Below are 24,394 nucleotides of genomic sequence, written 5' to 3'. Positions count from 1 at the left end.
TGGCTATCCATAAAGCTTTTGGTGAGATTTTTTTGTTCAAATTATTAACATTACTCAATAGTGCGTAAGGATGTAAATTATTATGCTAATAGAAAAGGAAGTGTTTCTATTGAAAATCGTTCGTCTTGCCTTCTTCATATTATTCTTAAGTTTAGCTTTTGTATCGATTAAACTTTCAATTAAAACGGATGAAAGGAATTATGATTGGCGTAATAACTCTGATGGTACAGTGACAATTATTCATTATAATGGTCCACATATTGAGTTTCCCTTTCCAAGCCGTTTAAATGGCAAAAAAGTTGCTAAAGTAAGCTCAGGAATTTTTGAGAAAAGGGATATTTACAGCTTTTTACCGAAAGTTTATTAGTTAAAGACGTACCCTGTGTCAAAAAAAGAAATGTATTGTCTTTCTCATCATTTTCTAATTAGACTTTCACCACTTGTATCGTATACGATGAAAAGAAAAGGCGAAGGACGGATTCGACATGACACATCGAATTTTAATTATAGAAGATGAAGAGAATATTGCGAGAGTGCTACAACTGGAGCTTCAATTTGAAGGATATGAGGCAGCAATGGCTCATACAGGAGCAGAAGGCTTACTACAATACCGTGAGCAGCAATGGGATTTAATTTTACTTGATATCATGCTACCTGAGATGAGCGGTATTGATGTGCTAAAGCGTATTCGTGCAACAGAATCCCAAACACCTGTTATCATGCTAACTGCTAAAAGTGAAGTAGAGGATAAGGTAAAGGGCTTGGATTTAGGAGCCAATGATTACGTGACAAAGCCTTTTGAAATTGAGGAGCTACTGGCACGAATTCGCAATGCACTACGGTTTTCGCAGAAGGTAAATCCAAAGCAAGTTGCACTTACATTTGGCCATTTATCGATAAACGAGCAAACAAGGGAAGTTGTGTATTTTGATAAGGAAATTCAGCTGACACCCCGTGAGTATGATTTGTTGTTCTATTTACTAAAGCATCCTAAACAAGTACTGACAAGGGAGCAAATATTAGAGGCTGTGTGGGGCTATGATTATTATGGGGATACAAATGTTGTGGATGTTTATATACGTTATGTACGGCAAAAGCTTGAGGCTGCTAATCCAGCACCTCTTATCCAAACAATTCGCGGTGTTGGATATGTGCTAAAGGAACATAGTTATGAGACTTAAAACAAAAATTCATCTACTAACAACATTACTTATGCTAGTTATTATAGTGGCAACAAATAGTGGAATTTATTTGTTGTATGAGAAATTTGCCTATGATACGGAATATAATCAGCTCCAGTCACGGGCAAATGATTTAAGCTCTACACTGAGTCAGTTAAATGCACAAACCAACCTACAGCAAGTATTAAGAGCTTATATGCCAACGGATGGTGCTGTTTATATTTATGATGGTGAACGCTTGAAAACAAAGGTTCAAGCTACCCTTGAAATGCAAGAAGTCCCTGCCATTACCTACACTATGCCTGCTATTTGGATCGACGGAACGGTAGTGGACATAACATTACAGCAATCTATGGAAGAAGTAGAACGGACATTAGATTTGTTAAAGGTCATCTTAGTTGTTGTATCTGTCGTTGCAACGATTCCAATTTTCCTAGCGAGCTTGGTACTTGGGCGACTTATTTTATTACCGCTAGAACGTTTAAATGAGACCATGCGCAAAAGTGCATCTACTGGGAAATATGAAAAAATAGATACTACAGAAAAAGGTGGGGACGAGTTAATAAACATTAACCGCACTTTTAATATAATGATGGAGAAGCTTGAACAACATTATCAAAAGCAACAAGAATTTGTATCAAATGCCTCTCACGAGTTAAAAACTCCTATAACTGTCATTGAAAGTTATGMAAAACTACTCCTAAGAAGGGGTTTTGATAATCGTGAGGTTNCTCAGGAATCCTTACAGGCCATTGMCAATGAATCATCTCGTATGCATGAAATGGTGTKRCAATTGCTAGAGCTAGCTAAAAACAAAGAGCTATTGGACGTTCATTTCGAACAACTAGAGCTTGCCCCTTTCTTAAATAAAGTAGCTTCACAAATGGAACAGGCTTATCATCGAACATTTAGAATTGATGCGCAGATACCAAAATTTATTTATAGTGATGAAAAAATATTGAAGCAACTACTTTTTATTTTGCTGGATAATGCTAGGAAATATAGTGAGGATGAAGTACGTATTCAAGCCACTGAAACAACCAACCATGTACGTATTACCATCCAAGATTTTGGTATTGGTATTCCAGTCGAGCATATTCCTCATTTGTTTGAGCGTTTCTATCGTGTAACAGAGGATCGTAATCGTAAAACAGGTGGTTCAGGGCTAGGGCTAGCAATTGCACATGAACTGGCACAACGATTAGGTATAACGATAGATGTGAAAAGTAAGCTAGGGGAAGGCTCAAGCTTTACTTTATGTATACCAAAGGAGGGACAGCAATGAAAAAGTGGATGTTAGTAATTGTTGTTATTATCCTTCTTTGTAGTGGAGTAATTTGGTTTGTTCAACATCGTTATTTTTACGTTCAACCTCTTAGTGAAGCGCAGGCTATTCGGCATATTGAGACTATCTACAATGGTCATGTTACACAGGTTGAAAAACAAGGAAATACCTTTGAAATGCTTTTTACGCGTGACGATGTCAAGTATGCAGCTATACTCGATGTTACGACACAACAGGTGACTGATCTAATCCTGAAAGAAGGACATAGTAAATTACTTTTAACAGAAAAGCAGATCAGACAAATGGTTAAAAAGGAATATGGAGATATAGAAAGCGTTATGCTTACAGACTCCATTTACACTGTACGTGTTGAAAATGAGGAAATTCAAAAGGATTTAACGTTTGATGGTTATACTGGCGAACTACTGGCTGAGAAAAAGGTTGAGCCACAAGAACAACCTATCGAAGAGCCTATTATTACTGAGCAACAGGCCATTCAAATAGCTCTTAAGCAATTAAAGGGTGAAGTGGATTCAGTTGATTTTGAAGAAACCCCAGAGGGTGGTTACTATTTAGTTGAGATTGAAACGCAGGAGGACGAAGCTACATTTCAAATTCATGCTGTTTCAGGAAAAGTACTGTCTGTAACATGGGATGACGATCATTAAATCATTCTCATGAAATTCTAATGTTTCTCTTATAGTTCTATCATCTTCACTTGGTAAGCTAAGTTTAGATAAAACAAAGGAGAGATGAACATGAAAAAAATGATCATGATTCCAGCACTAGTAATTACACTGGGAGTGGGTGCAGCGATTGGCTCGACGACTTTATTATCAGGAAATGCCCAAGAAAAAAAGGTCTTATCCATGCAGGAAATTGAGAAGAAAGCTCTAGCGGTAGTGGATGGTACAGTTGCCAATATCGAGTTTGACCAAAATCAGTTTAGCTCTATTTATGAAGTAGAGGTGTATACAGATACAGAAGAATATGATTTAAAATTTGATGCTTATAGTGGAAAATTGCTCAAGCAGAAAAAGGAACGTCTAGATGACGATGATTGGGATGATCATATTCCTGCTACGACTGCTACAACAAAAATAATTACAAAAGAGCAGGCTATCAAGACAGCCCAAACAAAAGCAAAGGGTAAAGTGACAAAAATTAAGCTTGATGATGGTGTATATGAAATTGAACTGAAAGACGGTCAATATGAATACGAAGTAGAAGTGGATGCAGTCTCTGGGAACATTATCGACTTTGAACAAGGCTTTGATGACTAATATAATTGAGCTGTCTTGAAGGTAGAATATACCTTTAAGGCAGTTTTTATTGTTTATATTGTGGGTATTTACTAGGTATTCAGGAAATTTTCTTTAAGAAGCGATTATTTATATGTTCAAAAAAAGCCTATGCTTTTACTCAAAAAAAGAGAAAAATTTTCTTCTTTACTTTTTCAATTAGCAGGCGTAATATGACATCATTATAAAAGTTTCAAATTTCTAAATCGCTGAAGCAACTAAACGCGGGGGAACCAATTTTGATGGATGGCATAGCCATTCTTGGGGTGAATCTCTTCCTTGTGGAGGAGTAGGGCTACTCAGGCCCGAATCCGACAGCTAACCTCGTAAGCGTTAAGAGCAGAAAAGTGGAGCTTGGCAGACGGATGAGCGTCTACAAGTCTTATTTAGTGATGACTTGTAGACGTTTTTTGATGTTATTTAGAAAGGCGAAACACATTCTATGAAACTAGAAGGTGTTTATCAATGAAATCCTCATTCAAACGTTATGTAATCGGCAAACCATTAAGATCCGATGCGTTAGGGGAACAAAAGCTAAGTAAAACAAAGGCATTGGCCATATTATCGTCCGATGCGTTGTCGTCAGTAGCCTATGGACCAGAACAAATTTTAATTGTCCTGATGACGGTAGGTACAATGGCGTTTTGGTATTCTTTACCTATTGCCGCTGGAGTGGTTATTCTACTCGTGGCACTGATTTTATCCTATCGTCAAGTTATCTTCGCCTATCCACATGGGGGAGGCGCCTATGTCGTATCTCGAGAAAATTTAGGCGTGAATGCAGGTCTTGTTGCTGGGGGTTCTTTGCTTGTTGATTATATTTTAACGGTAGCAGTAAGTGTGTCGGCCGGGACAGATGCCATTACATCTGCATTTCCAAGTCTTCATGCTTATAATGTACCCATTGCTATTATATTTGTGATTTTCTTAACGATTTTAAACTTGCGAGGTGTAACAGAGTCAGCCTCTATCTTGGCGTACCCAGTTTATCTATTTGTAGGCGTTATGCTGTTGCTAATCGGGATTGGGCTCTATAATGTGGCAACTGGACAGGTGCCTGCAGAGCTACATCCAAAGATTGGCACACCAGTGGCAGGGDTTAGCCTATTTATTTTAHDAHAGRCATTTGCTTCAGGAAGCTCAGCGTTAACAGGAGTAGAGGCTATTTCTAACGCCATACCTAATTTTAGAAATCCTGCTCCAAATAATGCTGCTAAAACGCTTTTAGCAATGGGTGCCATTTTAGCCGTTTTATTCATCGGGATTGTTAGTCTAGCTTATTTTTATGGCGTTGCACCAACAGCAGAAGCAACAGTCGTTTCCCAACTAGCAGAAGCTAGTGTTGGTCGGAATTTTCTTTATTATATTGTACAGGGCACAACGGCAATGATTTTAGTACTTGCCGCAAACACAGGATATTCAGCATTTCCCTTGCTTGCTGTAAATTTATCGAAGGATGGTTTTATCCCACGAATCTTCCAAATTCGTGGGGACCGTCTTGGCTATTCAAATGGTATTTTAATGCTAGGTATTGCAGCCATTTTTTTAATTATACTTTTTGACGGGGCCACAGAGCATTTAATTCCGCTCTATGCAGTAGGCGTATTTATTCCCTTTACATTAGCGCAAACGGGAATGATGAGAAAATGGTGGCGCGAAAAACCTAAAGGCTGGGTAGCAAGATTTACAATCAATACAATTGGAGCTGCTATCTCTTTCATCGTGGCAATGATGTTTTTTGTGACAAAAATGCCTCAAGTATGGCCAGTGTTTATCTTTTTACCAATTATTATTTTTGTATTCCATCGCATTAAGCAACATTATCAAGCTGTTGGAGAACAGTTAAGATTAAATCATGAGGAACTGGCTACTATTGAGGGGAATGTTTTCATTGTGCCAGTAGCTGGTATAACAAAGGTGGTTGAAAACTCCCTACATTATGCCAAATCACTTAAGGTTGATAAAGTGATAGCCTTTTACGTAGCTTTCGATCAAGCAGATGCAAAAGCTTTTGAAGAGAAGTGGAACGCCTGGCAACCTGATGTACGATTAGTTACCTACTATTCACCATATCGCAGCATTACACAGCCATTAATTAAATTTATTGATAAANTAGAACATCAATGTACGAAGAMAGRTCATAAWGTTAMAKTTGTTATMYCTCAATTCTTACCGAAAAAAGGGTGGCATCATATGCTACACAACCAATCGAGTCTTCTCATTCGTACATCACTGTTATTTCACAGAAATGTCGTCATTATGACAGTACCGTTCCATTTATCAAAATAATGCTAGCAAGCTAGAAAATAGTCTGTTATAATCAGTACGTTGATTGAAAACACGAACGTTTACAATTAAAAAGTTCCAGAATACCATTAAATTCCGAAAAATCAAACTTTTTTTGGTGAGAGATAGTAGCCCTTACCGAATAAAGTGWTAAATTGDTTATTCTGATAGTTTCATACAAATCCACTCATATAATAGCGAGAATAGGGCTCGCAAGTTTCTACCGATTTACCGTAAATGAATCGACTATGGGTAGCAATGCTTTTAGAGAACTTCAATTTTAATGATGTTTTCTATTCATTTCGACGTTTTTGCGCTGAATGCTTTGCTCCACTCGTAGCAGAATGGAATCAAAGTATTCAGCGTTTTTTTATAATTTTTTACGAAAGAAGGATATGAAAGAAATGAAGTTATTACAWGWMWAWATTATGSMAGAGGGTAAAGTATTATYTTCMTCCGTATTAAAAGTTDATTYATTTTTAAACCATCAAATTGATCCGATGCTAATGAAGGAAATTGGTCATGAATTTGCAAATCGTTTTTCTGATCAAGTGATTACAAAGATTTTAACAATAGAATCTTCAGGTATTGCCCCATCCGTGATGTTAGGCTTAGAAATTGGCGCGCCTGTCGTATTTGCTCGTAAACGTAAATCATTAACTCTTTCAGATAACCTTTATTCTTCAAAGGTACATTCATTCACAAAAAATGAAACAAATGAGATCTCTGTCTCACGTAATTTCTTAAGCGAAGATGACAATATTTTAATTGTAGATGATTTCTTAGCCAATGGTGAGGCTGTCAAAGGCTTACTTGATATTGCTGCACAAGCGGGTGCGAATGTTGTAGGAGTTGGAATTGTTATTGAAAAGGGCTTCCAAGATGGCGGAAAACTATTGCGTGAGCAAGGTGTTCGCGTTGAGTCATTAGCAATAGTAGATTCTCTTGAAGATGGCAAAGTAACATTTGCTACGGAGGCTCGCGCGTAATGAATACCTTTAAATCGACTGCGCTAGCGATTCAACATTTACTTGCAATGTATGCTGGAGCCATCTTAGTGCCACTGATTATCGGTGGGGCAATTGGCTTCGATTCAACACAAATGACGTATTTAGTAGCGATTGATATTATGATGTGCGGGATCGCTACACTTTTACAGGTTTATTCAGGTAAATTCATTGGTATTGGCTTACCTGTAGTACTTGGCTGTACATTCACAGCGGTAAGTCCAATTATTGCGATTGGTACAAACCCAGAGCAGGGTATTACGGACATTTATGGTTCTATTATTGCCTCTGGTGTAATTGTAATGATAATTGCGGGCTTCTTCGGCAAGCTTGTGAAATTCTTCCCACCAGTCGTAACAGGGTCAGTTGTTTCAATTATCGGTATTTCCTTATTACCAGTAGCATTAAACAATATGGCAGGTGGACAAGGTGCTGAGGATTTTGCCTCTGCTTCTAATGTAGCTTTAGCCTTTATTACATTGGTTATCATTTTAGTCGTTTATCGCTTTTCTACGGGCTTTGTTCGTGCTATTTCAATTTTAATAGGATTAGTAGTAGGTACTGTTTTAGGTGCTTTCATGGACAAGGTGGATTTCACCCCAGTTGCAGATGCTAATGTATTTCACATGGTACAACCTTTCTACTTTGGCATGCCAACATTTGATGTAACGGCGATTATTACCATGACACTTGTAGCAATGGTATCTTTAGTAGAATCATCTGGTGTCTATTTTGCGCTAAGTGATATTTGTAATAAAAAATTAGATTCAAAAGATTTGGCTCGTGGCTACCGTTCAGAAGGTCTAGCTTCAGTAATCGGTGGTATTTTCAATGCCTTCCCATACACAACATTCTCACAAAACGTGGGACTAACTCGTATGTCAGGCGTTAAGGACCGTAAAGTCATTTACATCACAGGTGGTCTACTTGTAGCATTAGGCTTCCTACCAAAAATCGCAGCATTAACAACAATTATTCCAACGTCTGTACTAGGTGCGGCAATGCTTGCGATGTTCGGTATGGTGATTACACAAGGTATGGGAATGCTTGTACCTGTTATGAATGAATCAGCGGAAAACGCAATGATTGCAGCGATTGCAGTAAGTTTAGGTGTCGGTGTATCCGTTGTTCCTGGCATTTTTGATGCACTGCCAACAAGCGTTTCAATCTTAACGTCAAATGGTATTGTTTGTGGTTCAGTCACAGCGATTATCCTAAATATTTTATTCAACATGATTGGGCCTAAGCATAAAAAAGACCCGATGCACGGGGAAGTATAAAAAGATAATTAAATAACATTCATCTAAATATTTTACATATTTTGATGAAAAGAAAGTGATACCTACTTTTATCTATTGATTTAGATTTGAGGAGGTGTCACTTTTTTGTTGTTATGGATTGTATGTTTTAAACTATAGATTATGATTTTAGTTAAAATTTGTTCCGTTAAAATAACTTTAGACTGTCATAAGGAATGTTTAACATTAGACTAAAAGGGAATTTAAAATAGAGTTGTTGAAATCGCATGTAACTCTCTCTTTCAACATATACTTATATAAAACTACTCTCAGAAAGGTCTAGCACAAATGCAAAGTATTGTTTTAATTTTAATCCTACAATTAGTATATGTACCTTTTTTAACATTACGAACAATATTTTTGGTAAAGAATATCACATTCCTTGCAGCGATATTTGGTATGCTGGAGATGTTGGTGTATGTATTTGGCCTTTCACTCGTTTTCAGTGGGAAGCAAAGTATGTTATCTATGGTTGTCTATGCAGTTGGGTTTGGATTAGGTATATTTTTAGGAGCAAAAATAGAACGAAAGCTAGCGATAGGCTATGTTTATACAACCATTAATACTCAAAATAAGAATGAAGAGCTTGTGAAATTTCTTCGCCACGAAGGGTTTGCAGTCACGATTTATATAGGAGAAGGGCGAGATAGTAACCGCTATAAATATGAGATCTTAACGAAGAGGAATCGTGAAGGAGAGCTCTTTCAAATAGTAGAGCAATTTGAGCCGAATGCGTTTATTATCTCGTATGAGCCTAAATCATTTAAGGGCGGCTTTTTACTTGCTCGTATGAAGGCCAAGCAAAAATAATATTCAATATGAGAGGACCTTCGCTAAAAGCGAAGGTCCCTTTTTACATTTTTGTTTCAACCCAGTTTTTGAATAAGTCATAATCTGTATAGACGGTTTCTTTGTAACTCATTGCTTGTAAAATTGTATGTTCTATAAATACATTCCGTTCTTTACCGATTGCTTTTAAAATCTCCTCCTCGCTGTGATAGGTAAAAACATGAGAATAATCGATGTCAGCTCGTGCATGTATTTTAGCGGCAATTTTCCCCATAAGTGATGTTGTTGTAAAGTAATCCTCTACATCCTGATAGTTTTTAGGCTTAATCTTCTTTTTATAAGGAGAACGTTCTCGAATATAAAATTCCTGACCATTCATTGTAATAAAGGCTAAATGTGGATCCTCTAAGTGGTGCATGGCTTTTTGAGTTCCAACTACTCGTGCTCCTTGGTGCTCATAATGAGCCCAAAATAGATCCTGATAGGGAAGAAAGTAGGCAGGAATGGCTGTGCGTACTTCTTTCATTTCTAACACTAAATTTTCAACCCCTGATGCACCCTTTTCATCTTCCACTAAAATATAGTAACGTTTTAAACCGATTGAAGCTGTACCAGAGCCATACTTATAAGCTATGTCCCTAATTTTATATGTAGAAAGTGCATTTGAAATGGCACTGTATTCCTCAGCAGTGACTGGTTGCATTTCTTCATTCCATAAGAAAGCGCGCTCGCCGTCTTCATTGAGATACGTGATATCCTGTAAAAAATGGGATCGTTGGCGTTTCTCAAGCTTTTTCAATAACCTCTTTGCGGGTCCCTTGGTATTGTTCTTTGTGAAAATGAGTGTTAGAGGATCATCCTGTTTACGCTCAAATCGTTTTAGTTGATTGATATAACTATTAAGAAAATGTTGAATAGCCGTTTCTTGTGTTGTCTTATGTAAGCCTTGTTCTTCTAAATAAAGTGCAATACTAATACTCATACGAATAATATCGTATAAATATGAACCGACATAGCCCTCATCGAAATCATTGACATCAAAAACAATGGAGCCAGCTTCATTTTGAAAAGCACCGAAGTTATCCATATGCATGTCACCTTGAATCCAAGTCGGTTTTCTATCAGGAGTATGGAAGATTGAAGCGGATTTTGTCATATCAAAATAAAAGAGATAGGCACTTCCACGGAAAAAGCGAAAAGGACTTTCAAGCATTTTACGGTATTTCTCCAAGCGCTGTACCTCTGTTAAGCGCATTCGTTGACCATCAAACTCTTCAAAGATTGTTTCCAATTGTTCTTGTCTTAAAAAAGTTCTAGTATGTTTAACTTGTTCCAATAATGCATGCTCCATATCATAATCCCCTTTGTTAATTTAAAATTTATCTGTATATACGGAAATAAATTGAATAAGTTTCGAAGAAATTTAGCAAATGCACTCGATAAAAATGGCTAATCATCTAGGGTTATTTCATAACATGTTCAATAACCTATTTTCATACTATAAGACATGCATAGACACGGAGGGGGGTTGTATGTATTTCTTTACAAAAAGTCTAGTCATTATAATAGGAAGTATTTCATTGTCGTTAGGAATAAACTTATTTTTAACGCCCTATGAAATTTTAGATGGGGGAGTAGTAGGGTTAGCGCTAATATTACATTATTTATATAAGCTCCAAATTGGTTTAATGATTATTATTATTAGTATTCCAATTTTTATTATTGCGTGGTTTAAATATAAAACCTATTTTTACAATAGTATACATGGCTTACTAACGTCTTCCTTCATTATCGATTTTTTAAAGCCTGTCCGCAATCTTGTGCAAATTGATGCGCTCTATAGTGCCATTCTTGGAGGAATACTTGTAGGCTTTGGTATTGGTCTAATGCTGCGATTTCAGACAAGCACAGGGGGGACTGACTTGATAGCACAATTTATCTGTGATAAAACGGGTATCAATGTTGGGATATTAATATTTTTTATTGATTCCATCGTGATTGTTATAGGTGGCTTTCTCCTATCAACCTCGACCTTGCTATTATCTATAATTACAGTGCTAGTTGTGGGGATTACGACAAGCATTATTACTAGTCGAGTTTAATAAACATAAAAAAAGTTCCAGTATAAACTGAAACTATTTGGGGGTCTGATTATCGAGTGCTTTCATTAGCTTCTTTTTTGGATGTGCGGGTTTCACTTCGGCAATTAGTATAGCTAGTAAAATAAGGACGGCACCAACGACCATACGGCTTGTTAGCATTTCATGCAAGAAGATAACGGATAAAACCATGCCGAAAAAAGATTCCGTTGATAGTATAATCGCAGCCTTTGTGGCAGTTGTATATTGATTGGCCACATTCTGGAAAAGATAAGCTATTGTCGTAGAAAAAATCCCTAAATAAACAAGCGAGTAAATTGCCTCTTTTTCAAGCGACGTAGGAATTTCACCTTGACTAATGACAACGAGAACACCTATAAAGGATGCTGTGAGAAACTGAATAATAGTTAGAGCAATGGCATCTTCTTTTTGAACAAAAAGGTTTGTACAAAAGATATCAAAGGCAAAAGCAACAGCACAAGCTAATGATAGGGCATCACCTATATTCATTGTCAATGAGCCTTGTAATGATAAAAAGCCAATGCCCACAATTGCCATTATCGAACCAATGATTTCGTAGCCATCGATACGCCGTTTATAAACGGCATATGCTATTAAAGGAACAATAATGACATTAACTGCGGTTAAAAAGGCATTTTTAGAGGGTGTTGTATATTGCAGTCCGACTGTTTGAAGGGCAAACGCTATATACAAAATCGTACCTAATAAAGCTCCCTTCCAAATTACTGATCTCGAAGCCTTTTTTAAGCGGGCGCCAAATAAAACGGTTAATATGATTGAAGCTAATAAAAATCTACCAGCCATTACTTGATATGCTGTTAAATATTCTAGAGCAATGGCCGTTACAACAAATCCACTACCCCACACGATTGCAGTAACTAATAACATGCCATCAGCTATGTAAGTTTTCATGTGTTCTTCCTCCTAACTTCAATAGAATAGCATAAGAGAGAAGAAAAGAATTTGATTTTATTTCTAAATATTCAGGCGTTTTTTTGTACTTATTCCAAAGCGATTAGTCACTGGTCATTTTGCTATGTAATAAGTACAATTTAACGGCTGTAGCTAGGCGTTCATAAAAAACATAATCATTATCTATGGGTGCTACTAGCTGACGTATTTTAGCCATACGATAGCGAATTGTATTTGGATGACAGAATTGTGCTACAGCAACTTCCTTAATATTTCCTTTTTTAATGATATAAGTTATGGCGGTCTCCATTAAGTCTGGATCAGCCTTATCATCAAGTAGAGGGGCTAAAAAGGAGCTAACATAGTCCATAGCGAATGTTGCATCTTTACGGTATAACTCGATTAATAAACAATCAGACGCGAGATTCTTATAATGACAGCTAGGGAGCATATCGATTTCAGTGAAAATATTGGCAAAAAAAGCTTCGCGTAATGCCATTGGGAATCCAGTTTGGGTATCATTACAACTGCTATAGCCGAAAGTGATTGTATCAGTGGGTATGGCATATAATGCTAGCCATTCATGTAAAACCCTTTCAAATTGGAATTGCTGAGATGGATGTGTCATGATGATAAATAGACTTTTTTTATAAGAACAAATCATACCCGATTTTAATAGTGGCTCCAACGAGTAAAAGGGCTGCATCCAGTTCGGATGGATTGTGTCACCAGCTCGTAAATTTGCTATAAATACATATTTTTCAAAGGGCTTATTGAGCTGTTGTAAAATGGATTTGATTTGCTCCTGTGTTACATCTTCCTCCACTAACCTTCGTAAAATCGTTTCTATAAAATAGGAATAATCCTGTGTCTTAGCATAAGCCATCGTTTCTAAAATGATTTTTTCAAAAAACTCATCTCCACCAAAGCGCAATATAGGGAAATTATGCTGCTCTGCATACGACAAAACTTCTTCAGGTAATTCCTTAAAAATAACAGGCTTATAAGCTAAAGCACTAGCCCCAAGCTCAATTAGATTTTTAACAGCATTGAATAAATACTCAGGCTTTTGCTTAGCAAATAATAAACTACTTAACACAACACTGTTTGGTGTAAAGATAGTATCTCTGACATGGTGGATGTCAGGTGAAAATTCAAAGTCTAATATTTCTACATTTTGAACAGCTTTATTTAAGCCGTTGTGACCCGCTATAACAGTGAAGTCTTTGGTAATAGGTAGTTGTAAAAATTTCTCTACATTCATGAGTGGATCATTGCCTTTCCTGTAGTAAGCTTCTAGTTTCTATTATAAAATTACTTGTTCATAAAAAACCATTAGTATGAATGCTAGCAGGTTTCCCCCACAAAAAAATCTGCTCATTCAGTGGTATACCGTGAAGTGAGCAGATTTCTAGTGCTTATCGTTTAGATATTAGCAAAAATATTTGGTTTTCTATTTCTCTGTGGATTTGCTTGCTCAACAGCATAGCCTACATTTAAAATGCGTCCTTCTTTAAAGGCTGGGCCAATAATTTGTAGACCTATTGGTAAGTTTCCTTTAAAGCCACAAGGAACCGAGAGGGCAGGTAAGCCTGTTAAGTTACTAGGGCCTGTAAAGCGGATAATATTATCAATTAAATCTACCTTTTTACCGTTTAACTCTGCAAAATCATCCCCAATTGTACTAGCTACAACAGGTAGGGTAGGGGAAATGAGCACATCTACCTTATTAAAAATCTCTGTAAACTCCTGCTTTATTTGACGACGTACCTGCTGAGCCTGCAAGTAATCGACTGCAGAAGGCAATTCACCAAGCTCAAATAGCAGACGAATATCGTCACCAAAATCTTGTGGTCTCTTTTGTAAATCTGAATGGTGTATAGCTGCTGCCTCTGAAAGAGACGTCACAAGCTCTGCCCATTCTGCATATTGTAGGGAAGGAATACGCACCACTTCTACTTTAGCGCCTGAATCCACTAAGCTTTGAATACTTGCTCTAACAGCCTTCTCTACATCAGCATCAACATTATTAAAGAAATATTCTTCATTGATACCAATCACTAGATCTTTGATATTACCAGTAAGCTGCTTCTCATAGTTGTCTACTGGAACATTCACGCAAGTAGGGTCTCGATGATCAAAACCAGCAATGACTTCGAGCAAGCCCGCTGCATCCTTAACTGTCTTTGTCATCGGACCAATGTGGTCTAAGCTCCATGCTAGCGGGTAGCAGCCGTATTTACTTACACGACCGTGTGTAGGTTTTAAACCTACAATGCCGCAAGCAGAAGAGGGAATTCGAATAGAGCCCGCTGTATCTGTCCCTAGTGAAGCAACACTTGCTCCAGCTGCAACAGCCGCACCAGAGCCTCCACTTGAACCACCAGGAATTTTATCTAAGTCCCATGGGTTACGAACAGGGCCGTAATGAGGGTTGTTATTGGTAATTCCCCATGCATATTCATGCATACTTAATTTCCCAGTGAAAATAACACCAGCATCACGTAGCTTTTCAACCACTGTCGCATCATAATCAGAAACGAAGTCCTTATGAATTTTTGAGGACATCGTTGTTATTTTATCTTTAAAATACAAGTTGTCCTTTAAGGCCATAGGTATCCCATGATACATACCCTTATAATGACCTTGGAGAATCTCCTGTTCAACTTCTTTTGCCCTTGCTAAGGCTTCTTCCCGATAAAAAGCCATATAGGAATTAATTTTAGGCTGACTTTCCTCAGCAAAATCTAAAATAGCTTTCGTTAATTCCACGGGAGATAGCGACTTTGATGCAAGTAAAGGTGCCAACTCTTCAACAGATTTTAAATGTAAATCAGTTGTCAATGTGATCACCTCCAGGAATACTACGTACGGCGATGTCTGCATCATCGATCGCAATACCTTCTAAATTGCTGCGAAGTGACTGCATACCTTCCCAGCGTGTTTTTAATAGTTCAAGGTGTTCAGGTTTCGGTGTAATTCCTTTGTTCTCCAATAATTGTTGAATAGACAAGCTCATTAACAGGATCCTCCCTTGAATAATTTTTATCTAAATAGGTTTCCCTATTAAGACCAATACAGTAAAAACACAAAAAAATATAATAGGTAATATAAACCTATTATTACAATCATACACTAATAACATTTTATATCAAATAAATTATTTGTAATAGTTTTAATATTACGAAATATTAACTAGAAAAGAGTTTTGTTAAAACCTATTGCTGGAACTTGCTCTTTTTACATTCGATTCACAGTCTGTTTACAATCAAAGCGTACAATGAACCATAATAACCAATTGAAGAGGTGCAGGAATGGAGTCTGTAGTGGGACAAAGTATAAAAACAAGTAATATATTTTCTTTTTTTAAATATTTATATGGTCAGCATCAAAGTAGTTCGTTATATATGAAACGTTTAAAGGCATTGAAACAAATTATTCAACATAACGATTTACATACATACTTTCAACCTATTGTAGATTTACAGTCACAGCAAACAATAGGATTTGAAGCCTTAAATCGACCATTACCCTCAACATTATTTACCAGTGTGGACCAGTTTTACGAGTTTGTAGGACAAACAGATTGCGTTTTTTTATTTGAATGTTTTTGTAGAAATCTTTCCTTGAAACGTTTCAAGGAACGTTTACACAAAGACTTGGTGAATAAAAACTTTTTAGTGTTCCTTAATATACATCCGAATGTTTTATTAGATAAAAAATATCACAGTGGCGAAACACTACAATTATTGAAGGAGCTTGGAATCAAACCTCAGCAAGTGGTTTTTGAACTAACTGAGCGAAGTGCAGTAATAGATTTTGTGGAGTTTGAACGTGTATTATCGCATTATCGATCACAGGGCTATCGCATTGCCGTAGATGATGTAGGATCAGGTTATAATAGTTTAAAAACGCTCATCTATTTAAAGCCGGAATTTATTAAGCTAGACCGTTCATTAATTCAATTCATAGACCAAAATAGTGAACAACAGCAGCTCGTCACATTGTTAATGAAATATGCTGAACAAGCCAATACTAAAATCATCGCTGAAGGGATTGAAAGACAAGAAGAGCTTGATTATCTCCATCGTATTGGCATTCATTATGCACAGGGATATGCGATAGGAAAGCCTGCAAAGGAAATATATATGGGGAAAATAAGGGTGGGTGACCATGAAGATAGGGGAAGTCATTGAGAAAGTTCCATGTATTGATGAATTTGTGAAAAACAAAGAAGTAGATGTACTTTTTACAAGTAATCCATCGTTGCGTAGCGTTGTTGTTGTGCGTGATGAAAAACCAATTGGACATATTACACGCACACATTTCTATCAAAAAATCGGTACTCGATATGGCTATCATTTATTAATGGAACGTCAAAATCAGCTGATGATAAAGACAAATCCTTTAATCGTTGATCGTAATGCACCAATCACAGAGGTCAGTACATTAGCTATGGCTAGACCTCCAGAGGATTTATATGATGATGTCATCGTCACGAAAAACAATCTTTATTATGGCATGGTTAGTATTCGAGAGTTATTGTTAAAGCTCGTTGATACACAAGTAGCCATTGCAAGTTTCCTGAATCCATTAAGTAGTCTTCCAGGCAATAAATTAATCGATGAAAAATTAGAAGAAGCATTACAGCTCTCGCAATATAGTTTAATCTATTTTGATTTAGATCACTTTAAATCCTACAATGACACATATGGCTTTAATAAAGGCGATAAAATTTTACGGTATTTAACAGAAATACTAAAAAGACATATCTGCGGCGTAGAGGATTTTTTAGGACATATTGGAGGAGATGATTTTGTAGCCATTCTACCTTATTACGAGGTAGAAAAGATGTGTCAAAAAATTATTGATGACTTTGATGCCAACATACTTAGTTTTTACGAGTTAGAGGATCTAGCATATGTTCAGGTGGCTAATAGATCTGGCGAACTGGAACCTTTAACATGCACATCTTTATCTATTGCCGTTATTACGAATGAATATCAGTATTTTGACTCTGTGGAACAATTATCCAATGCGGTAACACATGTAAAAAAGCAGTGTAAAAAAGTAGCTGGTAGTTGTTACCTCATTAATAAACAACAAAATTATTTTGTTCATTAGCAAACTATGTTAGATTTGTGGAACTGATATGTAAAATATATGAAAATTTAAATAAAATTGATATATTTTGGTTACAGGAGGTTTAGATGGATTCAAGAAGACTGCACATTTGGCAACCCGTCACTTGCTTAGAAAGAGCCCAAATCGTTAATGCCACATTGAATTATACAGATCGAGGGCTCTGCTTAACATTAATAGATCGAAACAATACAGAAGTTGATATTATCTATGATAAGATGTCTCCTATTCACGATTATGTTTGGTCTTTTCGCTATACTGGAGAAATCCCACGATCTGATTTAGTAGACATGGTCACTGAAGCCACGACCCAAGAACAATCTAAAAATTCTTCAGCAGAATGGTTTTATAAAATGAGCAATTCAGATTATATAGAATGGTTTGATCAACTCCCGTGGATTGGAAGCAAAGAAATTCCTACCGTAGAACATCATATCTACTGCTATAATGACGGTGTGTTTGACATCATTAGTGACTACGAACCAAGATTTGTAATTAGAAATAATGCTTAAAAGGCTGCCCCTGCACTGTTAAAAACTAACAGTATAGGGGCAGTTACTCATTTGTCACCAAATGTAGTGGCATTGATTAAACTAGCTATACATTTACAAACATTTTTTATGAGCTTTTCCATGATTAATCCTTTGCCAGAGGATGATTGTTACGCCATTTTTCGGGGTATAATCCTTAGCAAGAAAGCATTTTGTTATAGGAATTTATTAATCTTAATAAAACATACTTGAATTATAGGGATTATGGGTATATAATTCGATTACATTATTATAAAACATCTTAGGAGGCATTCCATTGTCGAATTTACAAATCATTCTTAACGTAGCAGTGTTACTTGTGTTCGTTGGAATTTTATATGTTATGAATAAAAAGCACGTTAAGTTTTCTAATCGTGTTTTTGCCGGTTTAGGCTTAGGGATTGTACTTGGTCTTGGACTTCATTTTATTTATGGTCTCGATTCTGAAGTATTAGCCAAAACAACATCTTGGTACAATATTATCGGTACTGGGTATGTGAAACTGCTCCAAATGGTAGCAATGCCATTAGTATTTATCTCCATTTTAATTGCATTTACTAAAATGAAGATTGGTAAAAATTTCGGAAAAATGGCAGCACTTATTTTAGCCATTTTAATCGGTACAACAGCCGTTTCGGCAGCTGTAGGTATTCTTTCTGCAACAGTCTTTGATTTAGATGCAACACAAATTTTACAAGGTGACGCAGAAACTGCACGTGGTCAATACCTTGAAGAAAAAACAACGGGCTTAGCAGCTCCTGATTTACCAACACAAATTATTGAGTTATTCCCAGCAAATCCGTTCCTTGATTTAACGGGTGCTCGTTCTACTTCAACGATTGCGGTTGTAATTTTCTCAGCATTCCTTGGTTTTGCTTATTTACGTGTGGCACGTAAGGATGAGGGAACAGCAGCTACAATTAAAAAAGGCTTGGATGCCATCTATGCCCTTGTAATGGGTGTTGTAACAATTGTATTACGCTTAACGCCATATGGAATTCTAGCGATTATGGCTCGTACGGTAGCAACATCTGATTTTGGAGCTATCTATAATTTAGGTAAGTTTGTTATTGCTTCTTATGTAGCTCTATTTATTGTTTTAATCGTACACTTATTAATCATTACATTAAGTGGTTTAAATCCATTTACGTATTTGAAAAAATCGGCAGAAACATTATTATTCGCCTTTACATCACGTTCTAGTGCTGGTACTTTACCGATGAATATTAAAACGCAAACAGGTCGTCTTGGAGTATCTGAGGGGATTGCAAACTTCTCAGGCTCATTCGGATTATCAATCGGTCAAAATGGTTGTGCAGGTGTATATCCTGCGATGTTAGCCATTATGATTGCACCAACAGTCGGCATTAATCCACTTGACCCTGTGTTCATTATTACAGTTATTGCAGTAGTAGCAGTTAGCTCATTTGGCGTAGCTGGTGTTGGTGGTGGTGCAACATTTGCAGCTATCCTTGTATTATCAGCACTTGATTTACCAATTGCTCTAGCAGGTGTATTAATCTCTGTTGAGCCTTTAATTGATATGGGTCGTACAGCGTTAAATGTAAGTGGTTCAATGACTGCTGGTGTTACAACAGCGCGTATTACTAAAGAATTAGATACAGAAATGTATAATAATAAAGAATTAGGTGCTCAAGTAGCAGACCTATAAGATCAAAAAAGCCCCGTTAAAGTTTTAACTTTAACGGGGCTTCAGCTTTATACGATTTTTACATAAAAATCTTTACCGTTGATTAATTCGGATATCTCAATATTATAATTTTGTTTATAGTACTCATAAATATTGTAGGCTAAACCGGAGTGTCCATTCAAATAGGTTCCCTTTTTAATCTCTTTACGTGGATTATGGAAATCAAAATATAAGCGTGAATCATGACTCATTGTATTTAAAATAGCAATAAATTCTTGTTCTTCAATATGAATTCCCCGTGTATACCGACATTCTCTACGATACGTATCATGTGACACATTTACGGGAGAAGCTTCAAGAATCATTTCAATATGTTTATTCAAATGATGACAGCTCCTTTCAAATTATAGGTAAAAACCATAAGAACAATCAGCTTTTATTACTTCTAGTATATAATTGTCAGAAAATTATATCAATATTTTTCTACCAGTTTTGCTGTTGAATTTCTTCAGCTATTAATTGTAAGTCATAGGCAGTTACTGTTAAAAGATTATAATCATGGGACTCCATATATTTTTCTGCAAGCCGTTTGATATATTTGGGTGAACCCTCATTTTCTTCATCATAAATTAATAAAAGTCCATCTGTATTTTGGATAATAAATTTGTCCTTCTCAATAAATTGCCAAGGAGCTTCATAGGGTTTTTTGGTCACGCTTGTGACAAAATCAGCTTGGGCAATTAATGCTTGATACTTTTCTTTTTTATGATCTTGCCAATTTTTCTCTTGCTCTAAAAAAGGTGTGATCACGGCGTATTTTAAAAGTGGGAATTCTTTTTTTAACATTAAAACAACTTCAGCACTCCAAGTTTCTACGCCCTGCTGACCGCTGATAATAACCCATTCGAGTCCTTCATCAAGCAGTGTACGTAGATGAGCTTCCAGTGCTTTCTTTATGATGACAATACCAGGATGTTTATCATTAAAGATACCAAGCTCATGTGGTTTATAGCCAGTAATCATAATACGCTGTAACAACAAAATACCTCCTAAGCTGTATAGTTGTAATACTAGTATACAGCAAGGAGGCAAATGAAATCGATATTGTCTATGAAAAGGCAAATAGTGTTAAAATTACTGCTACAGCTGCACAAATGCCTAAAAACCACCATGAGTCTGTAAAGTCTTCTTTTGTGTCACTATTCATAAAAAATATTCCTTTCTAATTTGCTTGTTTGAGAGGTTTTATTTTACTTGACCAGTCCAAGACCAATTTGTCCATATTCGTAAAATTGTTTCAAATGGACCACGTTTAAATTTCTTTAAATAGGCAAGGCTGAAAACACATTGCAGGCTATAAACAACGATTCCGAAAAGGATTCCGCCAAAGACCCCTAATTTGCCATATAAGCCAAGGCCATAGCCATAAAAAACAGTTGTACAAATGATGGTTTGTAGTAAATAATTGGTTAGTGATAGTTTGCCAACGCTCTCAAATGCAGGAGCCAGTAGTTGAACTGGACGGGTGTTATAAATGTATGCTGCGAGGCAAACATAGCCAATCGCTAATAACTGGGAGCCGCCCATTAATAAAATAGAAGAAAATGCACTTTTACTTTCTATAAAACTTACACTTTTACATACGAGTCCTATAGGTACAAGGAGAGCACCAAGCTTATACCATTTCATTTCCTTATTCATCTCCACGAAGGCTTGCTTCTTAGCAAGTGCCATCCCAAACAGGAATAGTGGTGCGTAGAACATAGGTGCAAAAATTAATATAATGAAAATAAATGAAGAATCATCCATTCCTGGTACTTCGGCATTAGCTCTAAAATCAAAAATTTCTAAGTAGCTGCCGTTAGCGTAAACATCATCCGCTTGCTCGATGTATGTGTCTATCTCTTTTTGTTCTTTTTTAGACGTTTCCATAGAGCCGTATGTTAACGCCGTAGTTAGTACAAATAGGATACCAGCCCAAATAAATAAAGTTTTTGGTTTACGATTAATAAATGGGATTAAAAATAACATCATACAGCCATAAGAAAATAGAATATCGCCTTCCCACAATAAAATAGAATGTAATAAGCCAAGGGCAATTAATCCTGTTGCACGACGTAAAATAGACCAACGGCTTTTATTCTTTTTTCTGCGGATGGATTCAATTAATTTAATAAGTGAGAAGCCGAATAAAATAGTGAAGATGGGCATAAACGAGCCTTCAATCACAACTTTTACAAAATATAAAGCCCCGTTATCTAAGGTAGAAAGATTTTTTAATTCATCTTTGCCATACATCCCGAATTGGAAGATTAGCAAATTTGCCATTAAGATGCCAAATAAACTAAATCCACGCATTGTATCAATGAAAGTAACACGATTAGTTGTCATTGCGTTTTATCTCCTTAATTGGTTATCTTATACATATAATAAATAGGGAAGCTTATGGTGAAATAATGACTACCTTAAAGTAATCTTAAAAGTAGGTGAGGAAATGCAGGAAGCATCAATTTTAGTGTTAGAGGATGAACGTGCCATTGCTGAAATGATTGAAATCATTTTAAGAAAAGAAGGAATTAACAATATTACCTTATGTAATACAATTCAAGAAGCAACAGATGAAATGAATACTAAAACATTTGATTTTTATCTATTAGATATCATGCTACCAGATGGAAGTGGGCTGTATATTGCGAATAGTATTCGAGAAAAAAGTGATGTCCCTATTTTTTATTTAACCGCAAAAAGTAGTGATGCAGATAAGCTTCGTGGTTTTATGAATGGTGCAGATGATTATATTACAAAACCATTTAACCCCTTAGAGCTTGTAGCACGAGTAAAGGTGCAGCTAGTCCGTTATATGAAGAAAAAAGGTGTACCAGAAAATCACATATTTACTTGCAGCCGTTTTACATTTGACATTGATGCAGCAGAAATTGAGGTAGACGGTGTAAAGGAAATAATCAGTGGTCGCTTGTTTCATTTATTAAAATATTTATGTGACAATGCAGGGCAAGTGTTATCAAAAGAGCAAATATACGAACGTGTATGGGGTGATTGTTTATTTGATGATAATACAGTGATGGTACATATAAGAAAGCTGCGAGAAAAAATAGAAAAAAATCCTGGAAAGCCAACATGCATTATTACTGTCAGAGGCATTGGCTATAAGCTTGTTGGGGACATTTCTTCATGAAGCCTGCTGGAAAATTAACACTCCGCTTTGTTTCGTATTTCATCATATTCTATCTATTGATCATTTCAGGTTTTATTATGAGTTTGGTGTTTTTTGCTATTTTTATCAATGACCGTGTTGGTGACAACATTCATGTGATGAGCTCCTTTGAAATCGAAGATGATGCAGTTGTAGAGCAAGGGAAGACAGTTAAAATTGCTGATTATTTAGTGAAGAGAGCTGAAGAAAATGTTGGACAGCTTTATTTATTTGATCCAACCATGACGATTGTTGATTATACAGGAGATACATGTGGTCTATGTGGAAAGTCAGATAGTGAAATATTGGCATTGCAGCAACCAGGCATGCATACATGGGAATTGCCGAATTACTACTTATTATTTCTTCCAACTACTCCTGTGCAACCACTTTTTGAGGATGCGCTTGAAAACTGGACAGCGACAGGGGACATTTCAGCTGTAACACAGCAACGTCTAAAAGAAAATAAAGCTAGTGTTGAAATTTATGACGAGCAATGGAATCGAATTGAGGTCATAGGCGAACGTTATGAGAAGCTAAATAAGCCACAATTACTAGAGGAAAAATACGATATTTTCGAGCATGCGGAGCTGAAGCAAAGTACAGCCTTAGCCAACGATAAGACATTTGTTGTAAGAATGCCTAATCCATCGTATAAGCCATTTGAAGAGCCTTTTAATAAGGCAATGGTACTGTTTGTTTCTATCTTCTTTGGGGGACATATTATTTTGCTGTTGGGCGTTATTTTCTTATCTATTAGTATTTCACGTCAATTCGTGCGACCACTTGTCTATGTGATATCGCGCATTGAGCGACTTACCCAATTCGATTACAGTGAGATTAGTGACAAAAAAATCCATCATAAAAAGACAGGTAAGTTGAAAAGAAAATTTAAACTGTTTCAACCAGTAGAAGAGTCACTCAATCACTTATCAGAGCGACTTGATTCAAATGAAAGGCAAATCAAGCATGCAGAGCAATTACGGGAGGAGTGGATAACAGGTTTATCGCATGATTTAAAGACCCCGTTAAGCTCAATTTACGGTTATTCAACGATGCTGGCATCGGAGGATTATGAGTGGACAAAGGATGAGATGCGTATTTTTGCACAGACCATGCAGGAAAAGGCAACCTATATGGATGCACTTATTCAGGATTTGACGTATACGTATCAATTAAAAAATAAAGCCATACAGCTAGATAAAGTGGTACTGCCGCTAGCAACATGGCTACCACAATTTGCAGACGAACAGGTGTGTGTGAAGGTGTATGGTGATGTGTTGTTACAAGCAGATGAGCTTTTACTCAAGCGAATAATGGATAATTTAATTACCAATGCGAAAAAATATACCCCTGAAGGCACGAAGGTAATTGTGGAAGCACAACATACTGGTAAAGAAGTAATGCTTACCATTGCTGATCAAGGACCTGGTATTCCACAGGAGGAGCTCGATAATCTATTCGAACGCTATTATCGAGGTACGAATACAACAGACGATATAACAGGAACAGGGCTAGGACTAGCCATAACGAAGCAGCTCATTGATTTACACAATGGCACAATTAGTGTCCGTTCAGGTAAGGATGGGACAATCTTTGTGCTAAAATTTCAATGTCATTAAGGTGAATCTCTGAGCTTTCTTAAGACTGTACAAAGGTCTGTCATAGAACTTAATTT

Annotated in this window: 24 protein-coding genes and 2 riboswitches; of the genes, 16 read left to right on the top strand and 8 right to left on the bottom strand. The window is 36.5% G+C overall.

Features of this window, described 5'->3' with window-relative positions; genetic code table 11:
• The first annotated feature begins 82 nt into the window (after window positions 1–82).
• The 9 genes from ACHZEU_RS12195 (at window position 83) to ACHZEU_RS12155 (ending at window position 9,168) form a co-directional block, all read left to right on the top strand.
• Complete coding sequence (locus tag ACHZEU_RS12195) at window positions 83–367, top strand: hypothetical protein (protein WP_048391923.1); 285 nt, start codon at window positions 83–85, stop codon at window positions 365–367.
• A 118-nt stretch (window positions 368–485) separates the two neighbouring features.
• Complete coding sequence (locus tag ACHZEU_RS12190) at window positions 486–1,181, top strand: response regulator transcription factor (protein ID WP_048391922.1); 696 nt, start codon at window positions 486–488, stop codon at window positions 1,179–1,181.
• A complete protein-coding gene (locus tag ACHZEU_RS12185; RefSeq protein WP_404803450.1) occupies window positions 1,171–2,466 on the top strand; it encodes an ATP-binding protein in 1,296 nt (431 codons plus the stop codon). Before ACHZEU_RS12190 ends, ACHZEU_RS12185 begins: the two co-directional genes overlap by 11 nt.
• A complete protein-coding gene (locus ACHZEU_RS12180) occupies window positions 2,463–3,134 on the top strand; it encodes a PepSY domain-containing protein (protein WP_048391920.1) in 672 nt (223 codons plus the stop codon). The genes ACHZEU_RS12185 and ACHZEU_RS12180 overlap by 4 nt, the downstream gene beginning before the upstream one ends.
• Window positions 3,135–3,224: 90 nt before the next feature.
• On the top strand, window positions 3,225–3,749 hold the full coding sequence (locus tag ACHZEU_RS12175) for a PepSY domain-containing protein (RefSeq protein ID WP_048391919.1): 525 nt from the start codon (window positions 3,225–3,227) through the stop codon (window positions 3,747–3,749).
• Window positions 3,750–3,964: 215 nt separating this feature from the next.
• A riboswitch (cyclic di-AMP (ydaO/yuaA leader) is annotated at window positions 3,965–4,114 on the top strand.
• 118 nt (window positions 4,115–4,232) lie between these two features.
• Window positions 4,233–6,056, top strand: a complete 1,824-nt coding sequence (locus ACHZEU_RS12170) for an APC family permease (protein ID WP_404803449.1) — start codon at window positions 4,233–4,235, stop codon at window positions 6,054–6,056.
• A 164-nt stretch (window positions 6,057–6,220) separates the two neighbouring features.
• Window positions 6,221–6,322, top strand: a riboswitch (purine riboswitch).
• Between the two features lie 135 nt (window positions 6,323–6,457).
• On the top strand, window positions 6,458–7,042 hold the full coding sequence (locus tag ACHZEU_RS12165) for a xanthine phosphoribosyltransferase (RefSeq protein WP_404803448.1): 585 nt from the start codon (window positions 6,458–6,460) through the stop codon (window positions 7,040–7,042).
• Window positions 7,042–8,340 (top strand): nucleobase:cation symporter-2 family protein, encoded by a 1,299-nt coding sequence (locus ACHZEU_RS12160; RefSeq protein ID WP_036075370.1) that lies wholly within the window; start codon window positions 7,042–7,044, stop codon window positions 8,338–8,340. Before ACHZEU_RS12165 ends, ACHZEU_RS12160 begins: the two co-directional genes overlap by 1 nt.
• Window positions 8,341–8,646: 306 nt before the next feature.
• Window positions 8,647–9,168, top strand: a complete 522-nt coding sequence (locus ACHZEU_RS12155) for a DUF2179 domain-containing protein (protein WP_048391915.1) — start codon at window positions 8,647–8,649, stop codon at window positions 9,166–9,168.
• Between the two features lie 43 nt (window positions 9,169–9,211).
• Here the strand turns inward: ACHZEU_RS12155 and ACHZEU_RS12150 are convergent, their stop codons facing one another.
• The gene (locus tag ACHZEU_RS12150; RefSeq protein ID WP_279493704.1) at window positions 9,212–10,498 is read right to left on the bottom strand and encodes a DUF2252 domain-containing protein; all 1,287 of its coding nucleotides are present in this window, start codon (window positions 10,496–10,498) and stop codon (window positions 9,212–9,214) included.
• A 181-nt stretch (window positions 10,499–10,679) separates the two neighbouring features.
• Here ACHZEU_RS12150 and ACHZEU_RS12145 point away from each other — a divergent pair, with 181 nt between their 5' ends.
• Window positions 10,680–11,249, top strand: coding sequence for a YitT family protein (locus ACHZEU_RS12145; protein ID WP_048391911.1), 570 nt, complete (start codon window positions 10,680–10,682; stop codon window positions 11,247–11,249).
• A gap of 33 nt (window positions 11,250–11,282) precedes the next feature.
• Here the strand turns inward: ACHZEU_RS12145 and ACHZEU_RS12140 are convergent, their stop codons facing one another.
• From ACHZEU_RS12140 to ACHZEU_RS12125, 4 genes are all read right to left on the bottom strand, one after another.
• On the bottom strand, window positions 11,283–12,179 hold the full coding sequence (locus tag ACHZEU_RS12140) for a DMT family transporter (protein ID WP_066038376.1): 897 nt from the start codon (window positions 12,177–12,179) through the stop codon (window positions 11,283–11,285).
• Window positions 12,180–12,282: 103 nt separating this feature from the next.
• On the bottom strand, window positions 12,283–13,443 hold the full coding sequence (locus tag ACHZEU_RS12135; RefSeq protein ID WP_279493708.1) for a PucR family transcriptional regulator: 1,161 nt from the start codon (window positions 13,441–13,443) through the stop codon (window positions 12,283–12,285).
• A gap of 161 nt (window positions 13,444–13,604) precedes the next feature.
• Window positions 13,605–15,023: an amidase gene (locus ACHZEU_RS12130; RefSeq protein ID WP_279493709.1), complete on the bottom strand. Its 1,419-nt coding sequence runs from the start codon at window positions 15,021–15,023 to the stop codon at window positions 13,605–13,607.
• Complete coding sequence (locus ACHZEU_RS12125; protein ID WP_009373346.1) at window positions 15,013–15,198, bottom strand: hypothetical protein; 186 nt, start codon at window positions 15,196–15,198, stop codon at window positions 15,013–15,015. The genes ACHZEU_RS12130 and ACHZEU_RS12125 overlap by 11 nt, the downstream gene beginning before the upstream one ends.
• A 295-nt stretch (window positions 15,199–15,493) precedes the next feature.
• Between ACHZEU_RS12125 and ACHZEU_RS12120 the strand changes: the two genes are divergently transcribed.
• From ACHZEU_RS12120 to ACHZEU_RS12105, 4 genes are all read left to right on the top strand, one after another.
• Entirely contained in the window at window positions 15,494–16,375 is an 882-nt protein-coding gene (locus tag ACHZEU_RS12120; RefSeq protein ID WP_279493710.1) for an EAL domain-containing protein, read from the top strand.
• Window positions 16,353–17,303: a GGDEF domain-containing protein gene (locus ACHZEU_RS12115; protein ID WP_279493711.1), complete on the top strand. Its 951-nt coding sequence runs from the start codon at window positions 16,353–16,355 to the stop codon at window positions 17,301–17,303. The genes ACHZEU_RS12120 and ACHZEU_RS12115 overlap by 23 nt, the downstream gene beginning before the upstream one ends.
• An 86-nt stretch (window positions 17,304–17,389) precedes the next feature.
• Window positions 17,390–17,833: a hypothetical protein gene (locus tag ACHZEU_RS12110; RefSeq protein WP_279493713.1), complete on the top strand. Its 444-nt coding sequence runs from the start codon at window positions 17,390–17,392 to the stop codon at window positions 17,831–17,833.
• Window positions 17,834–18,128: 295 nt separating this feature from the next.
• A complete protein-coding gene (locus ACHZEU_RS12105; protein WP_004227708.1) occupies window positions 18,129–19,523 on the top strand; it encodes an L-cystine transporter in 1,395 nt (464 codons plus the stop codon).
• A gap of 47 nt (window positions 19,524–19,570) precedes the next feature.
• Here the strand turns inward: ACHZEU_RS12105 and ACHZEU_RS12100 are convergent, their stop codons facing one another.
• From ACHZEU_RS12100 to ACHZEU_RS12090, 3 genes are all read right to left on the bottom strand, one after another.
• Window positions 19,571–19,885, bottom strand: coding sequence for a hypothetical protein (locus ACHZEU_RS12100; protein WP_054548695.1), 315 nt, complete (start codon window positions 19,883–19,885; stop codon window positions 19,571–19,573).
• A gap of 100 nt (window positions 19,886–19,985) precedes the next feature.
• Window positions 19,986–20,525 (bottom strand): SLOG family protein, encoded by a 540-nt coding sequence (locus ACHZEU_RS12095; RefSeq protein WP_369700611.1) that lies wholly within the window; start codon window positions 20,523–20,525, stop codon window positions 19,986–19,988.
• Between the two features lie 222 nt (window positions 20,526–20,747).
• Window positions 20,748–21,893, bottom strand: coding sequence for a DUF418 domain-containing protein (locus ACHZEU_RS12090; protein WP_048391895.1), 1,146 nt, complete (start codon window positions 21,891–21,893; stop codon window positions 20,748–20,750).
• Window positions 21,894–21,996: 103 nt separating this feature from the next.
• Here ACHZEU_RS12090 and ACHZEU_RS12085 point away from each other — a divergent pair, with 103 nt between their 5' ends.
• Both ACHZEU_RS12085 and ACHZEU_RS12080 read left to right on the top strand, forming a co-directional pair.
• A complete protein-coding gene (locus ACHZEU_RS12085; protein ID WP_404803447.1) occupies window positions 21,997–22,698 on the top strand; it encodes a response regulator transcription factor in 702 nt (233 codons plus the stop codon).
• Window positions 22,695–24,338 carry a sensor histidine kinase KdpD gene (locus ACHZEU_RS12080; protein WP_048391891.1) on the top strand — a complete coding sequence of 548 codons (1,644 nt, stop codon included), beginning with the start codon at window positions 22,695–22,697 and terminating at the stop codon, window positions 24,336–24,338. The genes ACHZEU_RS12085 and ACHZEU_RS12080 overlap by 4 nt, the downstream gene beginning before the upstream one ends.
• The last annotated feature ends 56 nt before the right edge of the window (window positions 24,339–24,394 follow it).

This window comes from Lysinibacillus sp. S1, assembly GCF_044986265.1.
GTDB classification, from domain to species: Bacteria; Bacillota; Bacilli; order Bacillales_A; family Planococcaceae; genus Lysinibacillus; species Lysinibacillus capsici.
The sequence above is the reverse complement of the archived record's forward strand: the minus strand, read 5'-3'. Positions and strand labels throughout refer to the sequence as shown.

What these genes read in the sequence shown, in the direction of transcription:
- ACHZEU_RS12115 (WP_279493711.1), top strand. Translation starts at nt 16,353, where the DNA reads ATGAAGATAGGGGAAGTCATTGAGAAAGTTCCATGTATTGATGAATTT.
- ACHZEU_RS12110 (WP_279493713.1), top strand. Translation starts at nt 17,390, where the DNA reads ATGGATTCAAGAAGACTGCACATTTGGCAACCCGTCACTTGCTTAGAA.
- ACHZEU_RS12195 (WP_048391923.1), top strand. Translation starts at nt 83, where the DNA reads ATGCTAATAGAAAAGGAAGTGTTTCTATTGAAAATCGTTCGTCTTGCC.
- ACHZEU_RS12120 (WP_279493710.1), top strand. Translation starts at nt 15,494, where the DNA reads ATGGAGTCTGTAGTGGGACAAAGTATAAAAACAAGTAATATATTTTCT.
- ACHZEU_RS12080 (WP_048391891.1), top strand. Translation starts at nt 22,695, where the DNA reads ATGAAGCCTGCTGGAAAATTAACACTCCGCTTTGTTTCGTATTTCATC.
- ACHZEU_RS12150 (WP_279493704.1), bottom strand. Translation starts at nt 10,498, where the DNA reads ATGGAGCATGCATTATTGGAACAAGTTAAACATACTAGAACTTTTTTA.
- ACHZEU_RS12135 (WP_279493708.1), bottom strand. Translation starts at nt 13,443, where the DNA reads ATGAATGTAGAGAAATTTTTACAACTACCTATTACCAAAGACTTCACT.
- ACHZEU_RS12085 (WP_404803447.1), top strand. Translation starts at nt 21,997, where the DNA reads ATGCAGGAAGCATCAATTTTAGTGTTAGAGGATGAACGTGCCATTGCT.
- ACHZEU_RS12190 (WP_048391922.1), top strand. Translation starts at nt 486, where the DNA reads ATGACACATCGAATTTTAATTATAGAAGATGAAGAGAATATTGCGAGA.
- ACHZEU_RS12180 (WP_048391920.1), top strand. Translation starts at nt 2,463, where the DNA reads ATGAAAAAGTGGATGTTAGTAATTGTTGTTATTATCCTTCTTTGTAGT.
- ACHZEU_RS12155 (WP_048391915.1), top strand. Translation starts at nt 8,647, where the DNA reads ATGCAAAGTATTGTTTTAATTTTAATCCTACAATTAGTATATGTACCT.
- ACHZEU_RS12145 (WP_048391911.1), top strand. Translation starts at nt 10,680, where the DNA reads ATGTATTTCTTTACAAAAAGTCTAGTCATTATAATAGGAAGTATTTCA.
- ACHZEU_RS12175 (WP_048391919.1), top strand. Translation starts at nt 3,225, where the DNA reads ATGAAAAAAATGATCATGATTCCAGCACTAGTAATTACACTGGGAGTG.
- ACHZEU_RS12090 (WP_048391895.1), bottom strand. Translation starts at nt 21,893, where the DNA reads ATGACAACTAATCGTGTTACTTTCATTGATACAATGCGTGGATTTAGT.
- ACHZEU_RS12140 (WP_066038376.1), bottom strand. Translation starts at nt 12,179, where the DNA reads ATGAAAACTTACATAGCTGATGGCATGTTATTAGTTACTGCAATCGTG.
- ACHZEU_RS12160 (WP_036075370.1), top strand. Translation starts at nt 7,042, where the DNA reads ATGAATACCTTTAAATCGACTGCGCTAGCGATTCAACATTTACTTGCA.
- ACHZEU_RS12125 (WP_009373346.1), bottom strand. Translation starts at nt 15,198, where the DNA reads ATGAGCTTGTCTATTCAACAATTATTGGAGAACAAAGGAATTACACCG.
- ACHZEU_RS12095 (WP_369700611.1), bottom strand. Translation starts at nt 20,525, where the DNA reads ATGATTACTGGCTATAAACCACATGAGCTTGGTATCTTTAATGATAAA.